Annotated in this window: 13 protein-coding genes; 6 read left to right on the forward strand and 7 right to left on the reverse strand. The window is 73.3% G+C overall.

Going from position 1 to position 14,788, the window contains the following annotated elements; genetic code table 11:
• The 7 genes from ACFYXV_RS33100 to ACFYXV_RS33130 all read right to left on the reverse strand — a co-directional run.
• On the reverse strand, window positions 1-726 hold a 726-nt coding region (locus ACFYXV_RS33100), incomplete at its 3' end, for a pyridoxal-phosphate dependent enzyme (protein WP_389384952.1).
• Window positions 723-1,565, reverse strand: a complete 843-nt coding sequence (gene trpC / locus ACFYXV_RS33105; protein ID WP_385472453.1) for an indole-3-glycerol phosphate synthase TrpC — start codon at window positions 1,563-1,565, stop codon at window positions 723-725. The genes ACFYXV_RS33100 and trpC, both read right to left, overlap by 4 nt.
• A 56-nt stretch (window positions 1,566-1,621) precedes the next feature.
• Window positions 1,622-2,668, reverse strand: a complete 1,047-nt coding sequence (gene trpD, locus ACFYXV_RS33110; protein WP_389384953.1) for an anthranilate phosphoribosyltransferase — start codon at window positions 2,666-2,668, stop codon at window positions 1,622-1,624.
• Window positions 2,665-3,285: an anthranilate synthase component II gene (locus tag ACFYXV_RS33115; protein ID WP_385472459.1), complete on the reverse strand. Its 621-nt coding sequence runs from the start codon at window positions 3,283-3,285 to the stop codon at window positions 2,665-2,667. Before ACFYXV_RS33115 ends, trpD begins: the two co-directional genes overlap by 4 nt.
• Window positions 3,282-4,796, reverse strand: a complete 1,515-nt coding sequence (locus ACFYXV_RS33120; RefSeq protein WP_385472462.1) for an anthranilate synthase component I family protein — start codon at window positions 4,794-4,796, stop codon at window positions 3,282-3,284. Before ACFYXV_RS33120 ends, ACFYXV_RS33115 begins: the two co-directional genes overlap by 4 nt.
• Window positions 4,793-6,061: an acetyl-CoA carboxylase biotin carboxylase subunit family protein gene (locus ACFYXV_RS33125; protein WP_385472465.1), complete on the reverse strand. Its 1,269-nt coding sequence runs from the start codon at window positions 6,059-6,061 to the stop codon at window positions 4,793-4,795. The genes ACFYXV_RS33120 and ACFYXV_RS33125 overlap by 4 nt, the downstream gene beginning before the upstream one ends.
• Before the next feature lie 12 nt (window positions 6,062-6,073).
• Window positions 6,074-6,643 carry an NADPH-dependent FMN reductase gene (locus tag ACFYXV_RS33130; protein ID WP_385472468.1) on the reverse strand — a complete coding sequence of 190 codons (570 nt, stop codon included), beginning with the start codon at window positions 6,641-6,643 and terminating at the stop codon, window positions 6,074-6,076.
• 426 nt (window positions 6,644-7,069) lie between these two features.
• On the opposite strand from ACFYXV_RS33130, the gene ACFYXV_RS33135 reads away from it, so the two are divergent.
• Genes ACFYXV_RS33135 through ACFYXV_RS33160 form a run of 6 tightly spaced genes read left to right on the forward strand, consistent with a single transcriptional unit; the run spans window position 7,070 to window position 14,758 of the window.
• The gene (locus ACFYXV_RS33135; protein WP_389384954.1) at window positions 7,070-8,527 is read left to right on the forward strand and encodes a hypothetical protein; all 1,458 of its coding nucleotides are present in this window, start codon (window positions 7,070-7,072) and stop codon (window positions 8,525-8,527) included.
• Window positions 8,524-9,786: an acetyl-CoA carboxylase biotin carboxylase subunit family protein gene (locus ACFYXV_RS33140; RefSeq protein ID WP_385472474.1), complete on the forward strand. Its 1,263-nt coding sequence runs from the start codon at window positions 8,524-8,526 to the stop codon at window positions 9,784-9,786. Before ACFYXV_RS33135 ends, ACFYXV_RS33140 begins: the two co-directional genes overlap by 4 nt.
• A gap of 10 nt (window positions 9,787-9,796) precedes the next feature.
• The gene (locus tag ACFYXV_RS33145) at window positions 9,797-10,606 is read left to right on the forward strand and encodes a tryptophan 2,3-dioxygenase family protein (protein WP_389384955.1); all 810 of its coding nucleotides are present in this window, start codon (window positions 9,797-9,799) and stop codon (window positions 10,604-10,606) included.
• A complete protein-coding gene (locus ACFYXV_RS33150; RefSeq protein ID WP_389384956.1) occupies window positions 10,603-11,814 on the forward strand; it encodes an aminotransferase class V-fold PLP-dependent enzyme in 1,212 nt (403 codons plus the stop codon). The genes ACFYXV_RS33145 and ACFYXV_RS33150 overlap by 4 nt, the downstream gene beginning before the upstream one ends.
• Complete coding sequence (locus ACFYXV_RS33155) at window positions 11,811-13,088, forward strand: tryptophan 2,3-dioxygenase (protein WP_385472482.1); 1,278 nt, start codon at window positions 11,811-11,813, stop codon at window positions 13,086-13,088. Before ACFYXV_RS33150 ends, ACFYXV_RS33155 begins: the two co-directional genes overlap by 4 nt.
• A complete protein-coding gene (locus tag ACFYXV_RS33160) occupies window positions 13,085-14,758 on the forward strand; it encodes an FAD-dependent monooxygenase (RefSeq protein ID WP_389384957.1) in 1,674 nt (557 codons plus the stop codon). Before ACFYXV_RS33155 ends, ACFYXV_RS33160 begins: the two co-directional genes overlap by 4 nt.
• Window positions 14,759-14,788 lie beyond the last annotated feature (30 nt).

The following is a 14,788-nucleotide window of genomic DNA, read 5'->3' on the forward strand; positions in this document are numbered from 1 at the left end:
GCAGGCGGCGACGGCGTCGGGGAGGCGGCCTGCGCGTTCCAGGATCTGGCGGCGGGCCTCGACGCCGATGACGCGGTGGAAGTCGCGGACCATGGTGGGGAAGGGGTGGGGGCCGGCGACGGTGCCGAAGAGGTAGTGGGTGCGGTCCACGTTGGCGACCCAGTCGCGGAACGCCTCGTTGATGGCGTCCTTGAGGGTGCGGGAGCCGGATGTCACGGCGATGACCTCGGCGCCGAGCATCCGCATGCGGGCCACGTTCAGGGCTTGGCGCCGGGTGTCGATCTCGCCCATGTAGATGGTGCATTCGAGGCCGAAGAGGGCGCAGGCGGTGGCGGTGGCGACGCCGTGCTGGCCGGCTCCGGTCTCGGCGATGACGCGGGTCTTGCCCATGCGTTTGGTGAGGAGGGCCTGGCCCAGCACGTTGTTGATTTTGTGGGAGCCGGTGTGGTTGAGGTCCTCGCGCTTGAGGAAGATCCGGGCCCCGCCGGCGTGCTCGGCGAAGCGGGGGACCTCGGTCAGGGCGCTGGGCCGGCCGGTGTAGTTGACCATGAGGTCGTTGAGCTCGGCCGCGAAGGCCGGGTCGTCCTTGGCCTTCTCGTACTCGACGGCGACCTCGTCCACCGCGGCGACCAGCGCCTCCGGGATGAACTTGCCACCGAAGTCACCGAAGTAACCCTCGGCATTCGGGGAGTGACCCTCCGGGTCCGGGATGAAGAACGAGGTCATGACCCCTCCTGAAGGGTTCGGTGTGCCTGCGTGTTCTTGAGTCGTGCCACCTCGGCGGCCGGATCGGCCGACCGCATCAGGGTTTCCCCCACCAGCACCGCGTCCGCCCCGTCGGCGCGCAGCCTCAGGGCGTCCGCCGGGCCGCGTACGCCGCTCTCCGCGACCAGCACGCGGTCTGCCGGGACCTGCGCCCGCAGCCGGCCGGTGAGGCCGAGGTCGATGCTGAAGTCGCGCAGGTCGCGGTGGTTGACGCCGATGTTGACGGCGCCGAGGGCGAGGGCGGTCCGTGCCTCCGCCTCGCTGTGGACCTCGACCAGCAGGTGCAGGCCCAGGGTTTCGGCGTACGCGTACAGCTCGGCCAGCCGGTCCTCGGTGAGGGCGGCGACCACGAGCAGGACCGCGTCCGCGCCGTACGCGCGTGCTTCGGCGATCTGGTACTCGTCGACGATGAAGTCCTTGCGCATGACGGGCAGGTCCACGGCCTCCCGTACGGCTTCCAGGTCCTCGGGCCGGCCGCCGAAGCCCTCGGTGTGCGCCAGTACGGAGAGCGCGCACGCGCCGCCCGCCCGGTAGCGCCGGGCCAGCTCGGCGGGCCGGTACGCGGCCGGGTCGACGAGCGGGCCCTTCAGCGGGCTCCGGGGCTTGAGCTCGGCAATGACGCCGAGGCCGGGGGCGCGCAGGGCGGCACCGAAGTCCCGTACGGCCGGGGCGGCCGCGGCGCGCCGCTCCACCTCGGCCGGCGGGACCTCGGCGCTGCGGGCGGCCGTCTGGCGGTGTGCGGCTTCGATCAGCTCGCCGATCAGGCCCGGCAGGCCCGGCGGGGCGGTGGGGGTGGGCAAAGCGGTTGCTCCTCGTTCGGTTCGCGGGTGCGGAGGTGTCGGTGCGGTGCGGGGTGTCACGCGGCGGCCCGCTCGGCCCGCTCGGCCCGCTCGGCCCGCCGGGCGGTGCCCGTCGCCACCCACCGGTCCAGGACACCGGCCGCGTCCCCGCCGTCGATGGCCTCGGCGGCGCGGGCGATGCCCGCCCGCCAGTCCTCGCACTGCCCGGCCGCACGCAGTGCCGCGGCCGTGTTGAGCAGCACGACGTCCCGGCACGGGCCGTGCTCGCCCGCCAGGATCCGGCGTACGGTCGCCGCGTTGGCGGTGGCGTCGCCGCCCCGCAGGTCCGCCAGGGTGGCGGTGGCGAGACCCAGATCGGCGGGGTCGAGCCGGTAGGAGGTGGTGGTGCCGTCGGCCAGTTCCACGACGCGCGACGGGGAGCAGGTGCTCAGCTCGTCCAGTCCGTCCTCGGCGCAGAACACCAGGGCGCGTTCGGTGCCGAGCCGGTGCAGGACCTCGGCCATCACCTCCAGCAGGGCGGGGTCGGACACCCCCAGGGTCTGGAAGCGGGCGCCGGCCGGGTTGCAGAGCGGGCCGAGGACGTTGAAGACGGTCCGTACCCCGAGTTCGCGCCGGGGACCGGCGGCGTGCCGGAACGCGGGCTGGAAGACCGGCGCGAAGAGGAAGGTGATGCCGATCTCGGCCAGGCAGGCCGCGGCGTCCGCCGGGCCCAGGTCGATGGGCACGCCCAGCGCTTCGAGGACGTCGGCGCTGCCGCAGGCGGAGGAGGCGCTCCGGTTGCCGTGTTTGGCGACGGGAACTCCGCAGGCCGCCGCGACGATCGCCGCGGTGGTGGAGATGTTGAAGGTGTCGTGGCCGGCGCCGCCGGTGCCGCAGGTGTCCAGGACCCGGCCGTCACCGGCCAGGCGGGTGCCGAAGGCGCGGGCGGTGGAGACCAGTCCGACGATCTCCTCCACGTCGGCGCCACGGGCGGACAGCGCCATGGCGAAGCCGGCGATCTGGCCGGGAGTGGCCTCGCCGCGGAGTACGGCGGCCATGGCGCGGCCGGTCTCCTCAAGGGTCAGGCGGTGGCCGGCGGCCAGCGTGCGCAGTGCGGACTTCACCGGACCTCCTGGAGCCGGCGGGAGGAGGAAGAACGTACGGATTCCACGAAGTTGACGATGATCCGCAGCCCTTGGTCGGTGAGGACGGACTCGGGGTGGAACTGCACTCCGTACGTCGGGTGGACGAGGTGCCGCAGGCCCATGACCGTGCCGTCCTGGGCCCACGCGTTGGCGACCAGCTCGTCGGGCAGGGTCCGGGGGTCGACGGCGAGCGAGTGGTAGCGGGTGGCCGTGAACGGGTCGGGCAGGCCGGCCAGTACGCCGGTGCCGTCGTGCCGTACGCGCTCGGTCTTGCCGTGCACGGGGCCCACCCGGACCACGTCGGCGCCGAAGGCCTCGGCGATGGACTGGTGGCCGAGGCAGACGCCGAGCAGGGGGAGGCGTCCGCTGAGGTCGCGGACGGCGGCGAGGCTGACGCCCGCCTGGCCGGGGTTACCGGGGCCGGGCGAGATCAGGACGGCGTCGTGGGCGGCGAGTTCGCCGGTGGTGACGCCGTCGTTGCGGTGGACCACCGGTTCGGCGCCGGCCTGCGCGAGGTACTGGACCAGGTTGTAGGTGAAGGAGTCGTAGTTGTCGACGACTCCGACGCGGACCGGGACGCGGGGGCGGTCGCTCATGCGGCTGCCTCCGCCCGTTCCACGGCGGCGAACAGCGCCTGCGCCTTGTTGAGGGTCTCCCGGTACTCGGCGGCGGGGTCGGAGTCGGCGACCACTCCGGCGCCGGCCTGGACCCAGGCCTTGCCGTCGGCGATGACCAGGGTGCGCAGCGCGATGGCCGTGTCGAGACAGCCGCCGGTGCCGATGAAGCCGAGGGCGCCGCCGTAGACGCCGCGGCGTTCCTCCTCCAGCTCGGCGATGATCTCCATGGCCCGGATCTTGGGTGCGCCGGAGACGGTCCCCGCGGGGAAGGTGGAGCGCAGCGCGTCCAGGGGGGTGCGTCCGTCGGCGAGGTCTCCGCTGACCGTCGACGACAGGTGCATGACGTGCGAGTAGCGCTCGACCTCCATCAGCCGGTCCACGCGGACGGTGCCGGGGGCCGCGATCCGCCCGATGTCGTTGCGGCCGAGGTCGACGAGCATGACGTGCTCGGCGCACTCCTTCTCGTCGGCGAGCAGTTCCGCCTCCAGGGCGGCGTCGGTGGCGGCGTCGGTGCCGCGCCAGCGGGTGCCGGCGAGCGGCCGGGTCTGCGCCCTGCCGTCCTCGACCTTCACGAGCAGCTCCGGCGAGGCGCCGATGACGTGCCGGCCGCCTCCGAGGGAGAGGTGGAACATGTACGGGGACGGGTTGACCGCGCGCAAGTGGCGGTAGACGTCCAGGGGTTCGGCGGCGAGCGGCTTGCTGAACCGCTGGGAGAGCACGACCTGGAAGATGTCCCCGGCCCGGATGTACTCGCGGGCGGCGGCGACCATGTCGAGGAAGCGTTCCTCACTGGTGTGGGCGTGCCAGGCGGACCGGTCCTGCTGCTGCGCGGTACGGGTCGGGGCGAGCGGCCGGGTGTCCGCGCCGCTGCCGCTGCCGTCGCGGCCGGGGGCTGCGTCGGCGAAGAGGCGGTCGCGGGTGGCGGAGAGCCGGGCGACCGCGTCCTCGTACGTCTCCGCGGCGGTGTCGTGGAGCGTGGTGATCAGGAGTCGGCGGGTGGCGTGGTCGAAGACGACCAGGTCGTCGGCGCGCAGGAACACCGATTCGGGCATGCCGGGCCCGGCTCCCGGTGCGCTGGGCAGGCGCTCGAAGTGACGGGCGCTCTCGTAGCCGAGATAGCCGACGGCCCCGCCGTGGAAGGGCGGCAGGCCGGGTACGCGGGCGACGTCGCGCTCCGCGAGCGGCTGGAGCGCGACCAGCGGGTCGCCGTCGCCGAGGGGGACGGGGCTGGTCCGGTGGGCGATGTACGAGTAGCGGGCCACGGCGACGCTGCTCTCGGTCCCGATGACGCTCTCCAGGAGCAGGCCGGGCTCCTCGGGGCCGCAGAGCCGGGCGAAGGCGGTGACCGGGGAGAGCGCGTCGGCGAGGAGTTCGACGTAGAGCGGTACGTGGGCGTGCTCGGCGGCCAGTGCGCGGGCGGCCGCGGGGCCGGGGACGACCCCGGAGCCGAGGGAGGCGGGCAGGGCGGCTGCGGTGGTGGTGGCGGTCATGCGGCGGCCTCCGTTCCCGGCTCGGGGAGCGGGTCCACGGCGCGGTCCACGGCGCCGTGCGCGGAATCGAGGATCTGCCGGCAGGCGTGCTCGTACGGGCCCACCGCCACCAGTGCGGCCAGCCGCGGGATGGCCTGGCGGGGCGGCAGCAGCAGCCGGTCGCCGGGTTCGGCCAGGACGGCGGTGTGGGCGATGCCGGGGACGGCCGCGGCGGCGGTGAGGTCGAGCGGGCGGGCACGGCCGTCGGTGTCGGCGTACACGAACCGGACCTCGGCGGTGCGCCGCAGGGTCGGGGTGAGGTCGGGGAGGCGGCCGAAGGACAGCTCGGCGGCGACCCTGACCAGGTCGATCCCGGTCGCGAAGGCGCTGATGAAGGGGATGAGGTCGCCGCCGAGGCGGGCGTTCAGCTCGATCAGCCGGGGGCCGCGGGAGGTGAGGCGGACCTCGGCGTGCGTGACGCCGGTGGTGACGCCGAGCACCCGGTGCGCTGCGGCGACGAGCTCGCGCACCTCGTCCTCCCACGGTTCGTCGTACGAGGCGGCGACCAGGTGGCCGACCTCCTCGAAGTACGGGGCGAAGCCGAGGCGCTTGCGGGCGATGTGGACGACGTGGACCTCGCCGTCGTGGACGGCGCTGTCGACGCTGATCTCGGGGCCGTCGAGGTACTCCTCGACGAGGATGCCGTGGCCGGTGGGGAGCGTCGCGAAGGCGGCCCCGGCGGCGAGCGCGAACGCGGCGCGCACCTGGGTCTCGTCGTCGGCGCGGGTGACGCCGATGCTGCCGGCCAGTGCGCGCGGCTTGAGGACGACGGGCCAGCCGAACTCGGCGGCGGCGGCCACCGCTTCGTCGGCCGTGGTGACGAGCCGGTGGCGGACGGCGGCGAGGCCCGCGTCCGCCATCAGGGTGCGGGTGGCGTACTTGTCGCGGCAGTGCCGGGCGGCCTCGGGCGACAGCTGCGGCAGCCCGAGCTTGGCGGCGGCTTCGGCGGTGGCCTCGACGGCGGTCTCGTCCCAGGTCATGACGGCGACCCGGGTGGAGTCCGCGCCGGCCAGCGCGAGCACGGCGTCGGCGATGGCCACCGGGTCGGACAGGTCGGCGACGACGTACGAGTCGAGGTAGGCGCGCTGCCAGGTCGGCTCGGCGCCGAGCACGGCGCTGAGGGCGTACTCCGTGTGCAGGGACCGGAAGGAGTACTCCCGGTACGGGCGCCCGCCACTGCCCACGACGACGAGGCGCTCGGCGGACCGGAGGAAGGGGTCGGTCATGTCGGCTTCCTCTCAGACCTGTGCGGGGGAGGCGGCGGTGTCGGCGGCCAGCTTGGCCAGCTCGTCCAGTACGCAGGACAGTTCAGCGGCGAGCCCGGCCGGGGCACGGAACCCGTCGGGGCCGGTCAGCTCGCCGATGCCGGGTACGCGGACGCTGTGCCCGGCGGGGCGGAAGCCGATGCGGGTGAGGATCGGGCGCAGGGCCTCGATCGCGGGGACGCCGCCGGAGGGGCCGGCCGTGTACGTGAACAGGCCGACCGGCTTGTCCTGCCACTCGGCGTAGAGGAAGTCGATCGCGTTCTTCAGCGGCGCGGAATAGGTGCCGTTGTACATCGGCATGACGAAGAGGCAGGCGTCGCCGCGGGAGATCGTGGCGCTCCAGTCCTTGGTGTGCTGGTGGACGTAGTTGCCGGTGGACGCCTCCTCCGGCTCGTCGAGGAACGGCAGGGCGACCTCGGCCAGGTCGATGGCCTCGACCTCGAAGGCTCCGTGCCGGCGGGCCTCGTCCAGGGCCCAGGCGGCGACGGTGGAGCCGACGCGGCCGGGGCGGGTGCTGGCGGTGATGATCTGCAGGCGGGGCATGGGGTTCTCCTTGGTGGACGTTCCGGTGTCACCGCGGATCGTCCGGAGGGGCACGGGCCCCTGCAGTGATGTGTAGGTAAACAGCAGCGCCGGGCGGCGCGCAACCGGAAGTGGCCCGCCGGCCGTGCCCTACGTACCCATCTGTCTGTTTATGTCCGGCCGGGCCCGCCTGGCGCATTCACGACAGCCGTAAACGCGCGGCCCGGGAGGCGGCCCCGGCCGGTGGCGCCGGTGCCACAGTGAGATCACGTCACCGCGGATCTCCTCGCATCCGTCCCGTCATTCCGGCGCGACGCGCTTTCCTTCCCCGGTATTTCCCTCCCGGTACTGCCTTCCCCGGTACTTCCCGCGCCGCCGCGCTTTCGGCGGCTTCCCCTTCGTGCCGTGATCCGGCATGCCCTGATCCGGCAGAAATGGAGACCGCCCATGGAGAATTCAGCGAATTCGCCCACCGGTCGCTACGTCACCGCGACCGCGGATCCCGACAACGACCTGCGCACGCTGATCGCGCGGATCGACCTTCCCGCCGAATACGACAAGTCCTACGGACACGTCCTGCTGCCCCGTCCCGTCCTCGTCTCCGAGCGCGAGATCACGGCCTTCGCCGAAGACCTGGCAGCCGTCTTCCGGCTCCTCGTCTCGCTCCCCGGCCGCTGCTTCGGCGGCGACCTCGACCGCTACGGCGCGGCCATCGGACTGACGCCGGAGCTGATCGAGGTGATGAGCGAGGGGGCGACCGGCGACCCGCTGCTGTACGCCCGCGCCGACGCCTTCCACGACGGTGAGCGCTTCCGGCTGCTGGAGCTGAACGTCGGCAGCGAACTGGGCGGGGTCGACAGCGCCCAGCTGAACCGGGCACTCCTGGACGTGCCCGCGTTCCGCGCCTTCGCCGAGGCCAACGGGCTGGGCCACACCGACACCATGGACCACCTGGTGGCCGAGGTGCGCGCCGCGGCGGCCGCGGTCGCCGGCGCCGACCCGGTCAGCCCGGTGGTGGCACTGCTGGAGGGGCCGGGAGCGTTCGGCGACCACGACAGCGTCTTCCTCTCCATCCAGGAGGACATGCGCGGCCACGGCATCGAGCTGCTGCTCGGCGAGATCCAGGAGCTGACCGAGGAGGCGGACGGCAAGCTCGCCCTGCACGGCCGCCCCCTGGACGTGGTCCTGCGCTACTTCGCCGCCGGCCAGATCGCCGGGGACCCCGTCGCCAGGGCGGCCCTGAGCCGGGTCAACCGCGCCCACGCGGCCGGCCGCACCGCCCTCTTCACCCCGCTCGAAGGGGCCCTGTTCACCAGCAAGGCCGCGCTCGGCCTGCTGCACCGGTCCGCGGTGCGCGCCGAACTCTCCGACGCCGAGAAGGAGCTCGTCGACCGGGTGCTGCCGCGCACCTGGGTGCTCGCGGCCGACGCCCCCGACGCAGCCGAGGCCCTCGCCCACGCCCGGACGCACCGCGCCGGGCTCGTCCTGAAGCCCGGCATCGGCTACAGCGCCGACGGCGTGGTCATCGGACGCGACGTCACCGACGCCGTGTGGCAGGAGGCCCTGGCGGTGACCGCCGTACGGGACTACGTGGCGCAGGAGCTGGTCGTACCGGCCCTGGAGCCGGTGCTCGACCCGGGCAGCGGACGCGTCGAGGAGTGGGTCGCGAACTGGGGGATCTTCGTCACCCCGCAGGGATTCGGCGGGGCCTTCTGCCGCGCGCTGAAGCCGCAGGACGGCTCCGTCATCACGTACGCGAACCCCGGCACCCGCGGCACCTGCGTATTCACCCACCCGGAATCCGCGCCGGAATCCGCCCCGGAATCCGCCCCGGAATTCGCGCCTGAAGCCGTGCCCGCATCCGCGCCGGAATGCGCGACCGCATTCGAGGAGTCCCGGATATGACCGACCACCGTCCGCACATCGTCGTCGTCAATCGCTGGCGCGAGCGGTACGCGGAATTCACCCGCTACATCGACCATGCCGAGCACCGCGTCAGTTACGTCACCACCGAGGTGGGCACCGGTTCCGTACCCGCAGAGGCCCACGAGGTCGTCCTGGTCCCGGCCACCGACGACTTGGAGCGGGTGCGCACCGAGGTCCGCGCCCTCGCCGCCCGGCACGGTGCGCCCGCGGCGATCGTCGCCCTCAAGGAGGACGACCTGCTGGTCGGCGCCGCACTGCGCGAGGAGTGGGACGTCCCCGGCCCCCGCCAGCCGTCGCAGATCGTCTTCCGCGACAAGTACGTGATGTGCCGCGCCGTCGCCGACGCGGGACTGGACGTCCCCGCCTTCGCCGCGGCCACCGACACCTCTGCCGTCCTCGCCTTCGCCGCGGACTCGGGCTGGCCGCTCATCGTCAAGCCCCGCACCGGCAGTTCCAGCGCCGGCGTGGTGAGGGTGGACGGCCCGGAGGAGGTCGGCGGGCTGGACCTGGACAGCGAGCCGATGCTCGTCCAGGCCTTCGTCCAGGCCCCGATCTCCCACGTGGACGGAGTCTTCGACGGCCGGCGGATGTCGGCCTGGCGGGCTTCGCGCTACCTCAACACCTGCCTGGGATTCCGCGGCGGCAACTTCCTCGGCTCCGTCGAGATCGACGATCCGGAGGTCAACGCGGCCGTCGAGCGGGCGGCGAACGCCTACCTCGGCGCGCTCTCCCCCGGCCGGGCCACCGTCTTCCACCTCGAACTCTTCATCGACCGGGACGCGGACGGCCGCCCCGTCTGCCGGTTCCTGGAGTGCGGCGCCCGCGTCGGCGGAGCCGAGATCCCCTTCCTGTGGCGGGAGGTGCACGGCTACGACCTGATGCACGCCGCCTGGCAGCTCCAGCTGGACCGCCCCCTGCCGCCGGTGCCGCCGGGCGCCGCCGCGCCGCACGCCGCCGGCGAGGTGGCCGCCTGGATGCTCGTGCCCGCCCCGGCCGAACGCCCTTGCCGGATCACCGAGTCCACCTCCATGACCGGCCGCGCCGCAGGCCCGTACGCCGAGGTCGTCCTGCGCCCCGGGGAGGTGCTGCCGGACGCGGACGCCTACTACGAGCACGTCGGCGGCCGCTTCCGGTTCCGCGCCGCCAACGGCGCCGCCGCCGAGGCCGCCGTCACCGCCACCGCCGAGGACTTCCGGGTGCGCGCCGAGCCGCTCGCCCTGTCCACCACGAACGCCTGACAGGAGCACCGTGTCCGTGTCCAAGGACTACTCGGTTCCCGTACTCGACGGAGACGGGGACAACGACTACACGCGCTACATGCGCACCGACACGCTGTTGTCGCTCCAGCGCCGCCCGGAGGACATGATCCACCGGGACGAGATGCTCTTCCAGGTCGTCCACCAGTCCACCGAACTCTGGCTCAAGCTGGCCTGCTACGAGGTCGAGGAGGCGGCCCGGCAGATCGACGCGGGGCGTCTGGACACCGCGGCCCGTCTGCTCGGCCGCGCCTCGCTCGGCGCCCGGATGACCGCCGACCAGCTGGAGATGATGCGGCACCTGGCCCCCTGGGACTTCCAGATCATCCGCACCGTCCTCGGCCACGGCTCGGGGTTCGAATCCCCGGGCTGGAAGCTGGCCCGCCAGGTCAGCCAGGACATCGACAAGTCCTTCTCGCGGCTCGTCGAGGCCCGCGGCACCGACCTCGTGGAGGTCTACCGCACCGGCCACGACACTGCCGAGTACCGGCTGGCCGAGGCGATGATCGACTGGGACGAGCGGATCTCGCTGTGGCGCACCCAGCACTACAAGATGGCCACCCGCGTCATCGGCCACTCCGTGGTCGGCACCAAGGGTGCCCCGGTGGAATTCCTGGCCAAGCTGATCGGCCACAAGTTCTTCCCCTACCTGTGGGAACTGCGCACCGAGCTGACCCTGTCCGGCCCGATGGGCGATGCCGAACCGGCACCCGAGTTCGCCGACGAGGCCGCCGAGGCCGACGAGGCCGCCGAAGCCGCCGAAGCCGGCGCGACGCAGGTCTGCCCGGTGGGCCGGGCATGAGTCCCGGCCCACAGGCCCCCGCACCCGTCACGGCCGCCGCTTTCCGCCGCGGGTTCCCGATGCTGGAGCGGACGGTCCACCTGGCCAGCTGCAGCCTGGGCGCCCGTTCCGACGCGGTCGACGCGGCACTGGAGCGGATGCAGGAGGCCATCGCGGCCCACGGCGCGCCCTGGGCCCGGTTCGAGCAGGAGATCGAAGGCGCCCGCCTGCGCTTCGCGACCCTGATCGGCGCCGCCCCGGAGCAGATCGCGATCCTGCCCAACGCCTCGGTCGGCGCCTACCAGGTGGTCTCGACGCTCGCCCTGGACACCCGGACCGACATCGTCGCGACCGTCGAGGAGTTCCCGTCCGTCGCGCACGTCTGGCTCGCCCAGCGTCCGCGCGGCGCCCGGGTGGTCTTCACGGGCGACCGGGGCACGGGGCGGATCCGGCCGTCCGACTACACGGCGGTCCTGGGCCCGGCCACCGCGCTCGTGTCGGTCCCGATGTCCACCTACCAGTACGCCGAACGGCCGCCGGTCGCCGAGATCGTCGAGGCCGGCCGCGAGGCCGGGGCGCTGACCTTCGTCGATGCCTACCAGGCCGTCGGCGCGATGCCGGTGGACGTCGCCCGGATCGGCTGCGACTACCTGGTCGCGGGGACCATGAAGTACCTCGCCGGACTGCCCGGACTGGCCTTCCTCTACGCCCGCTCCGGCCTGGCGGGTGATCGGGATCCGCAGCTGACGGGCTGGTTCGGCCGCGTCGAGCCGATGGCCTTCGACCCGCTGAACCTCGACTTCCCGGCCGTCGCCCGGCGGTTCGAGACCGGCACCCCCGCGGTGCCCGCCGTGTACGCGGCCAACGCCGCGCTCGATCTGTTCCTCGGGGTCGACCCGGCCGACGTGCGGCGTCACGTCGCAGCCCTGATCGACCGTACGGCGCGCACGCTCGGCGCCCAGGGCGAGCGCGTGCGGCGGGCCGAGACCCCCGAACTCCAGGGGGCGCACCTCGGCCTGTACGACGCCGACCCGCCCGCCCTCGCCGGCTGGCTGGCCGGCCGGGGCATCGCGGTCAGCCCGCGCGGCCCCGTCGTACGCCTGTCCTTCCACTACTACAACTCCACCGACGACGTGGAGGCCCTGTGCCAGGCCATGCGCGAGTTCCGCGCGCTGACCGGTCCGGCCGTCCTTCCCGTCCCACTCCCGAAGGTGAGCCCGCAAGCGTGAATGAGCTGACCGACTGGCTGGCCGATCCCGTGCCCAGCCGGTTCCCCTACTCCGCGGTGACCTGCGAGTTCCACCGCGTCGGCAAGCACTTCGTCCCGGACCGGACCCTGAAGTCCCTGGCCCTGGCCAGGGAGCGGCTCGCCGCGCAGGAACCCTCCGGCGCCGACGGGGCCGAGCGGCTCCTCCTGGACCGGTTCCTGGACACCGCGCTCGACAAGTGGGACGGCCGCTACGACTACCCCACCTACACCTCGCTGAGCGTGCTCGGCCTGCCGACCGCGGACGACGGCGAGGCCGCCGCCCCGGCCGCGCGGACCACCCGGGACCGGCTCACCGTCCAGCTCCTCGCCGACCTGCTCCGGTTCGAGCTGTCCGCGGCACAGGGCCGTACCGACTGGCTGCCGCACATGCGGCCGGACGCCCGGCTGGTCGAGAAGCGCCACCGCCTCGCCATACGGGTGGCCAGGCCCGCGCTGGCCCGGCTCGGCCACGCAGACCCGCTCACCGCGACCGAACCGGCCGACCAGGCCGCGCAGTTGTGGGAGTTCGTCGAGGGCGAGCTGCTGGACCCCCGCGAACGCGACGTGCTGAGGCTCAGCATGCTGCCCGTGTACACGTCCCACGACGAGCACATGTTCATCCGGGTGCTCCAGACCTTCGAGACCACCTTCGCGCTGCTGGCCCTGAGCATCCGTACGGCCATCGGCTGCCTGGAAGAGGCGCGCACGCAGGACGCGGCCGGGCACCTGAAGGCCGCCGAGACCGTACTGTCCGAATCGGCTCCGCTGTTCTCGCTGCTCGCCACGATGCAGGTCGAATCCTTCCGGACCTTCCGGGAGTTCACCGACGGCGCCAGCGCCATCCAGTCCCGCAACTACAAGCTGGTCGAGTCCCTCTGCCGGGTCCCCGACCAGGACCGGCTGGACTCCCCGGCCTACCGCTCCACCCCCGAGGTGCGCATGCGCATCCTGGCCGGCCAGCCCACGCTCGACGAGGCCTGCTCCGCCGCCCTCGCCGACGACCGGTTCGGCGCACAGGACCGCGAGCTGCTGACCACCGCGATGCTCGGCTTCGCCGGCGCGCTGCGCCGCTGGCGCCAGACGCACTACCGGATCGCCGTCCGGATGCTCGGCACCCGCTCCGGGACCGGCTCCACGGAGGGCACCCCGTACCTCAGCTCCGTACGCAAGATCCCCGTCTTCCGCAGCGTCGTGGAGGCGCCCGGGGCCACCGATACCACCGACCACGCGAACGAAGGCGAAGCAGCAGCATGAACAGCGACCTGATCCCCGTAGGCATCGTCGGGGCCGGGCCCGTGGGCATGGCCCTGGCCGCGCGCCTCGCCTCCTTCGGCATCCCCAGCGTCCTCTTCGAGCGCGACCCCGAGCTGCGCAAGCAGGGCTCCAAGGCCTGCCTCATCCAGGGCGACGTGCTGGAGGTGCTGGACAAGTTCGGCTGCGCCGAGACCATCGGCGCCGAAGGCGTCACCTGGACCACCGCCCGCACCTACGTGCGCGGCAAGGAGATCCGCGCGGCCGAGTACACGCGCCGGATCGGCTACGGCCCGTTCGTGAACATCTCCCAGTTCCGCATCGAGCAGCTGCTGCTGGAGAAGGTCGAGGCCGGGGCCCTCACCGAGGTCCGCTGGAGCCACGAGATCACCGGTGTCGAGCAGGACGGCGAGGCGGTCACCGTCACCGCCGACACCCTGGACGGCCCGCGCTCGTACCGCTGCCGCTACGTCGTCGCCTGCGACGGCGTGCGCAGCCCGATGCGGGCGCTCACGGGGGTCGAGTGGACCGGCTACAGCCACCAGGACCGCTTCCTCATCACCGACCTCAAGGTGAAGCTGCCGCTCGCCAAGGAGCGCCACTTCCACTACGACCCGCCCTTCAACCCGGGCCGCCAGCTGGTCATGCACCCGCAGCCGAACGACATCTGGCGCATCGACTGGCAGCTCGCCCCCGACACCGACATCGAGGCCGAGCGGGCCGACGGCCGCTTCGACGCCCGCGTCCGCGCGGTCATCGGCGACGTCGACTACGAGATCGACTGGCTGTCCACCTACCGCTTCCACCAGCGCGTGGTCGAGAAGTTCCGTCTCGGCCGGATCTTCTTCGCCGGAGACTCCGCCCACTCCCTGCCGCCCTACGGCTCCCGGGGCATGAACAGCGGCATCCAGGACGCGGACAACCTCGCCTGGAAGCTGGCCCTGGTCATGCAGGGCAAGGCCGAGGACGCCCTCCTCGACACCTACCACGACGAGCGCCACGCCGCCGCAAAGGAGAACCTGGCCGTCACCGAGGCCACCATCAAGTTCATGGTGCCCCCGAACCTGGCGCGCCGGATCGCCCGCAAGGTGCTGCTGACCCTCTCCCGGCCCTTCCAGGGAGCCCGCGACAAGGTCAACAGCGGCAGGATGGCCGAGCCGTACACCTACACCGCATCCGCGATCACGGAGTCCGCCGAACGGCATCCGCTGCTGGGCGCCTTCGCCCCCGACGCGCGGATCACGGCCCCGGGCGCCGTCCGCGTCCGCGAGCTGTACGGCGCCGGCTTCACCGGTCTGTACTTCGCCCCGGACCGTGCCGCCGCCCGCGCCTTCGCCGAGCGCGCGCTCGCCGACACCCGGGGCCTGGCCGCCCGTCTGATCGTCGTGCTGCGCGAGGGCGAGCTGGCCGTACCGGCCGCCGGCCCCGCGTCGGACATGCCCGACGGAGTCACCGTCCTGCGCGACCGCGACGGCGTGCTGCGCGAGGCCTACCGGGCCGCCGAGGGCACGTGCCTGGTCGTCAGGCCCGACGGGCACCTCGCCGCCCTGGCCGACGCGGAGCGGCCCGAGCTCTTCGGCGCGACGCTCGCCCGCTGCGCCGTCGCCACCGCGCCGGCTTCCGCCCCGGCTGCCGCCCCGGACCGCGCCGGGCGCGTTCCCGCCGCCGCCTGACCCCGGTCGCCCGCCCCCTTCCCGATGCCC

The organism is Streptomyces sp. NPDC002181 (assembly GCF_042890485.1).
Lineage (GTDB): Bacteria > Actinomycetota > Actinomycetes > Streptomycetales > Streptomycetaceae > Streptomyces.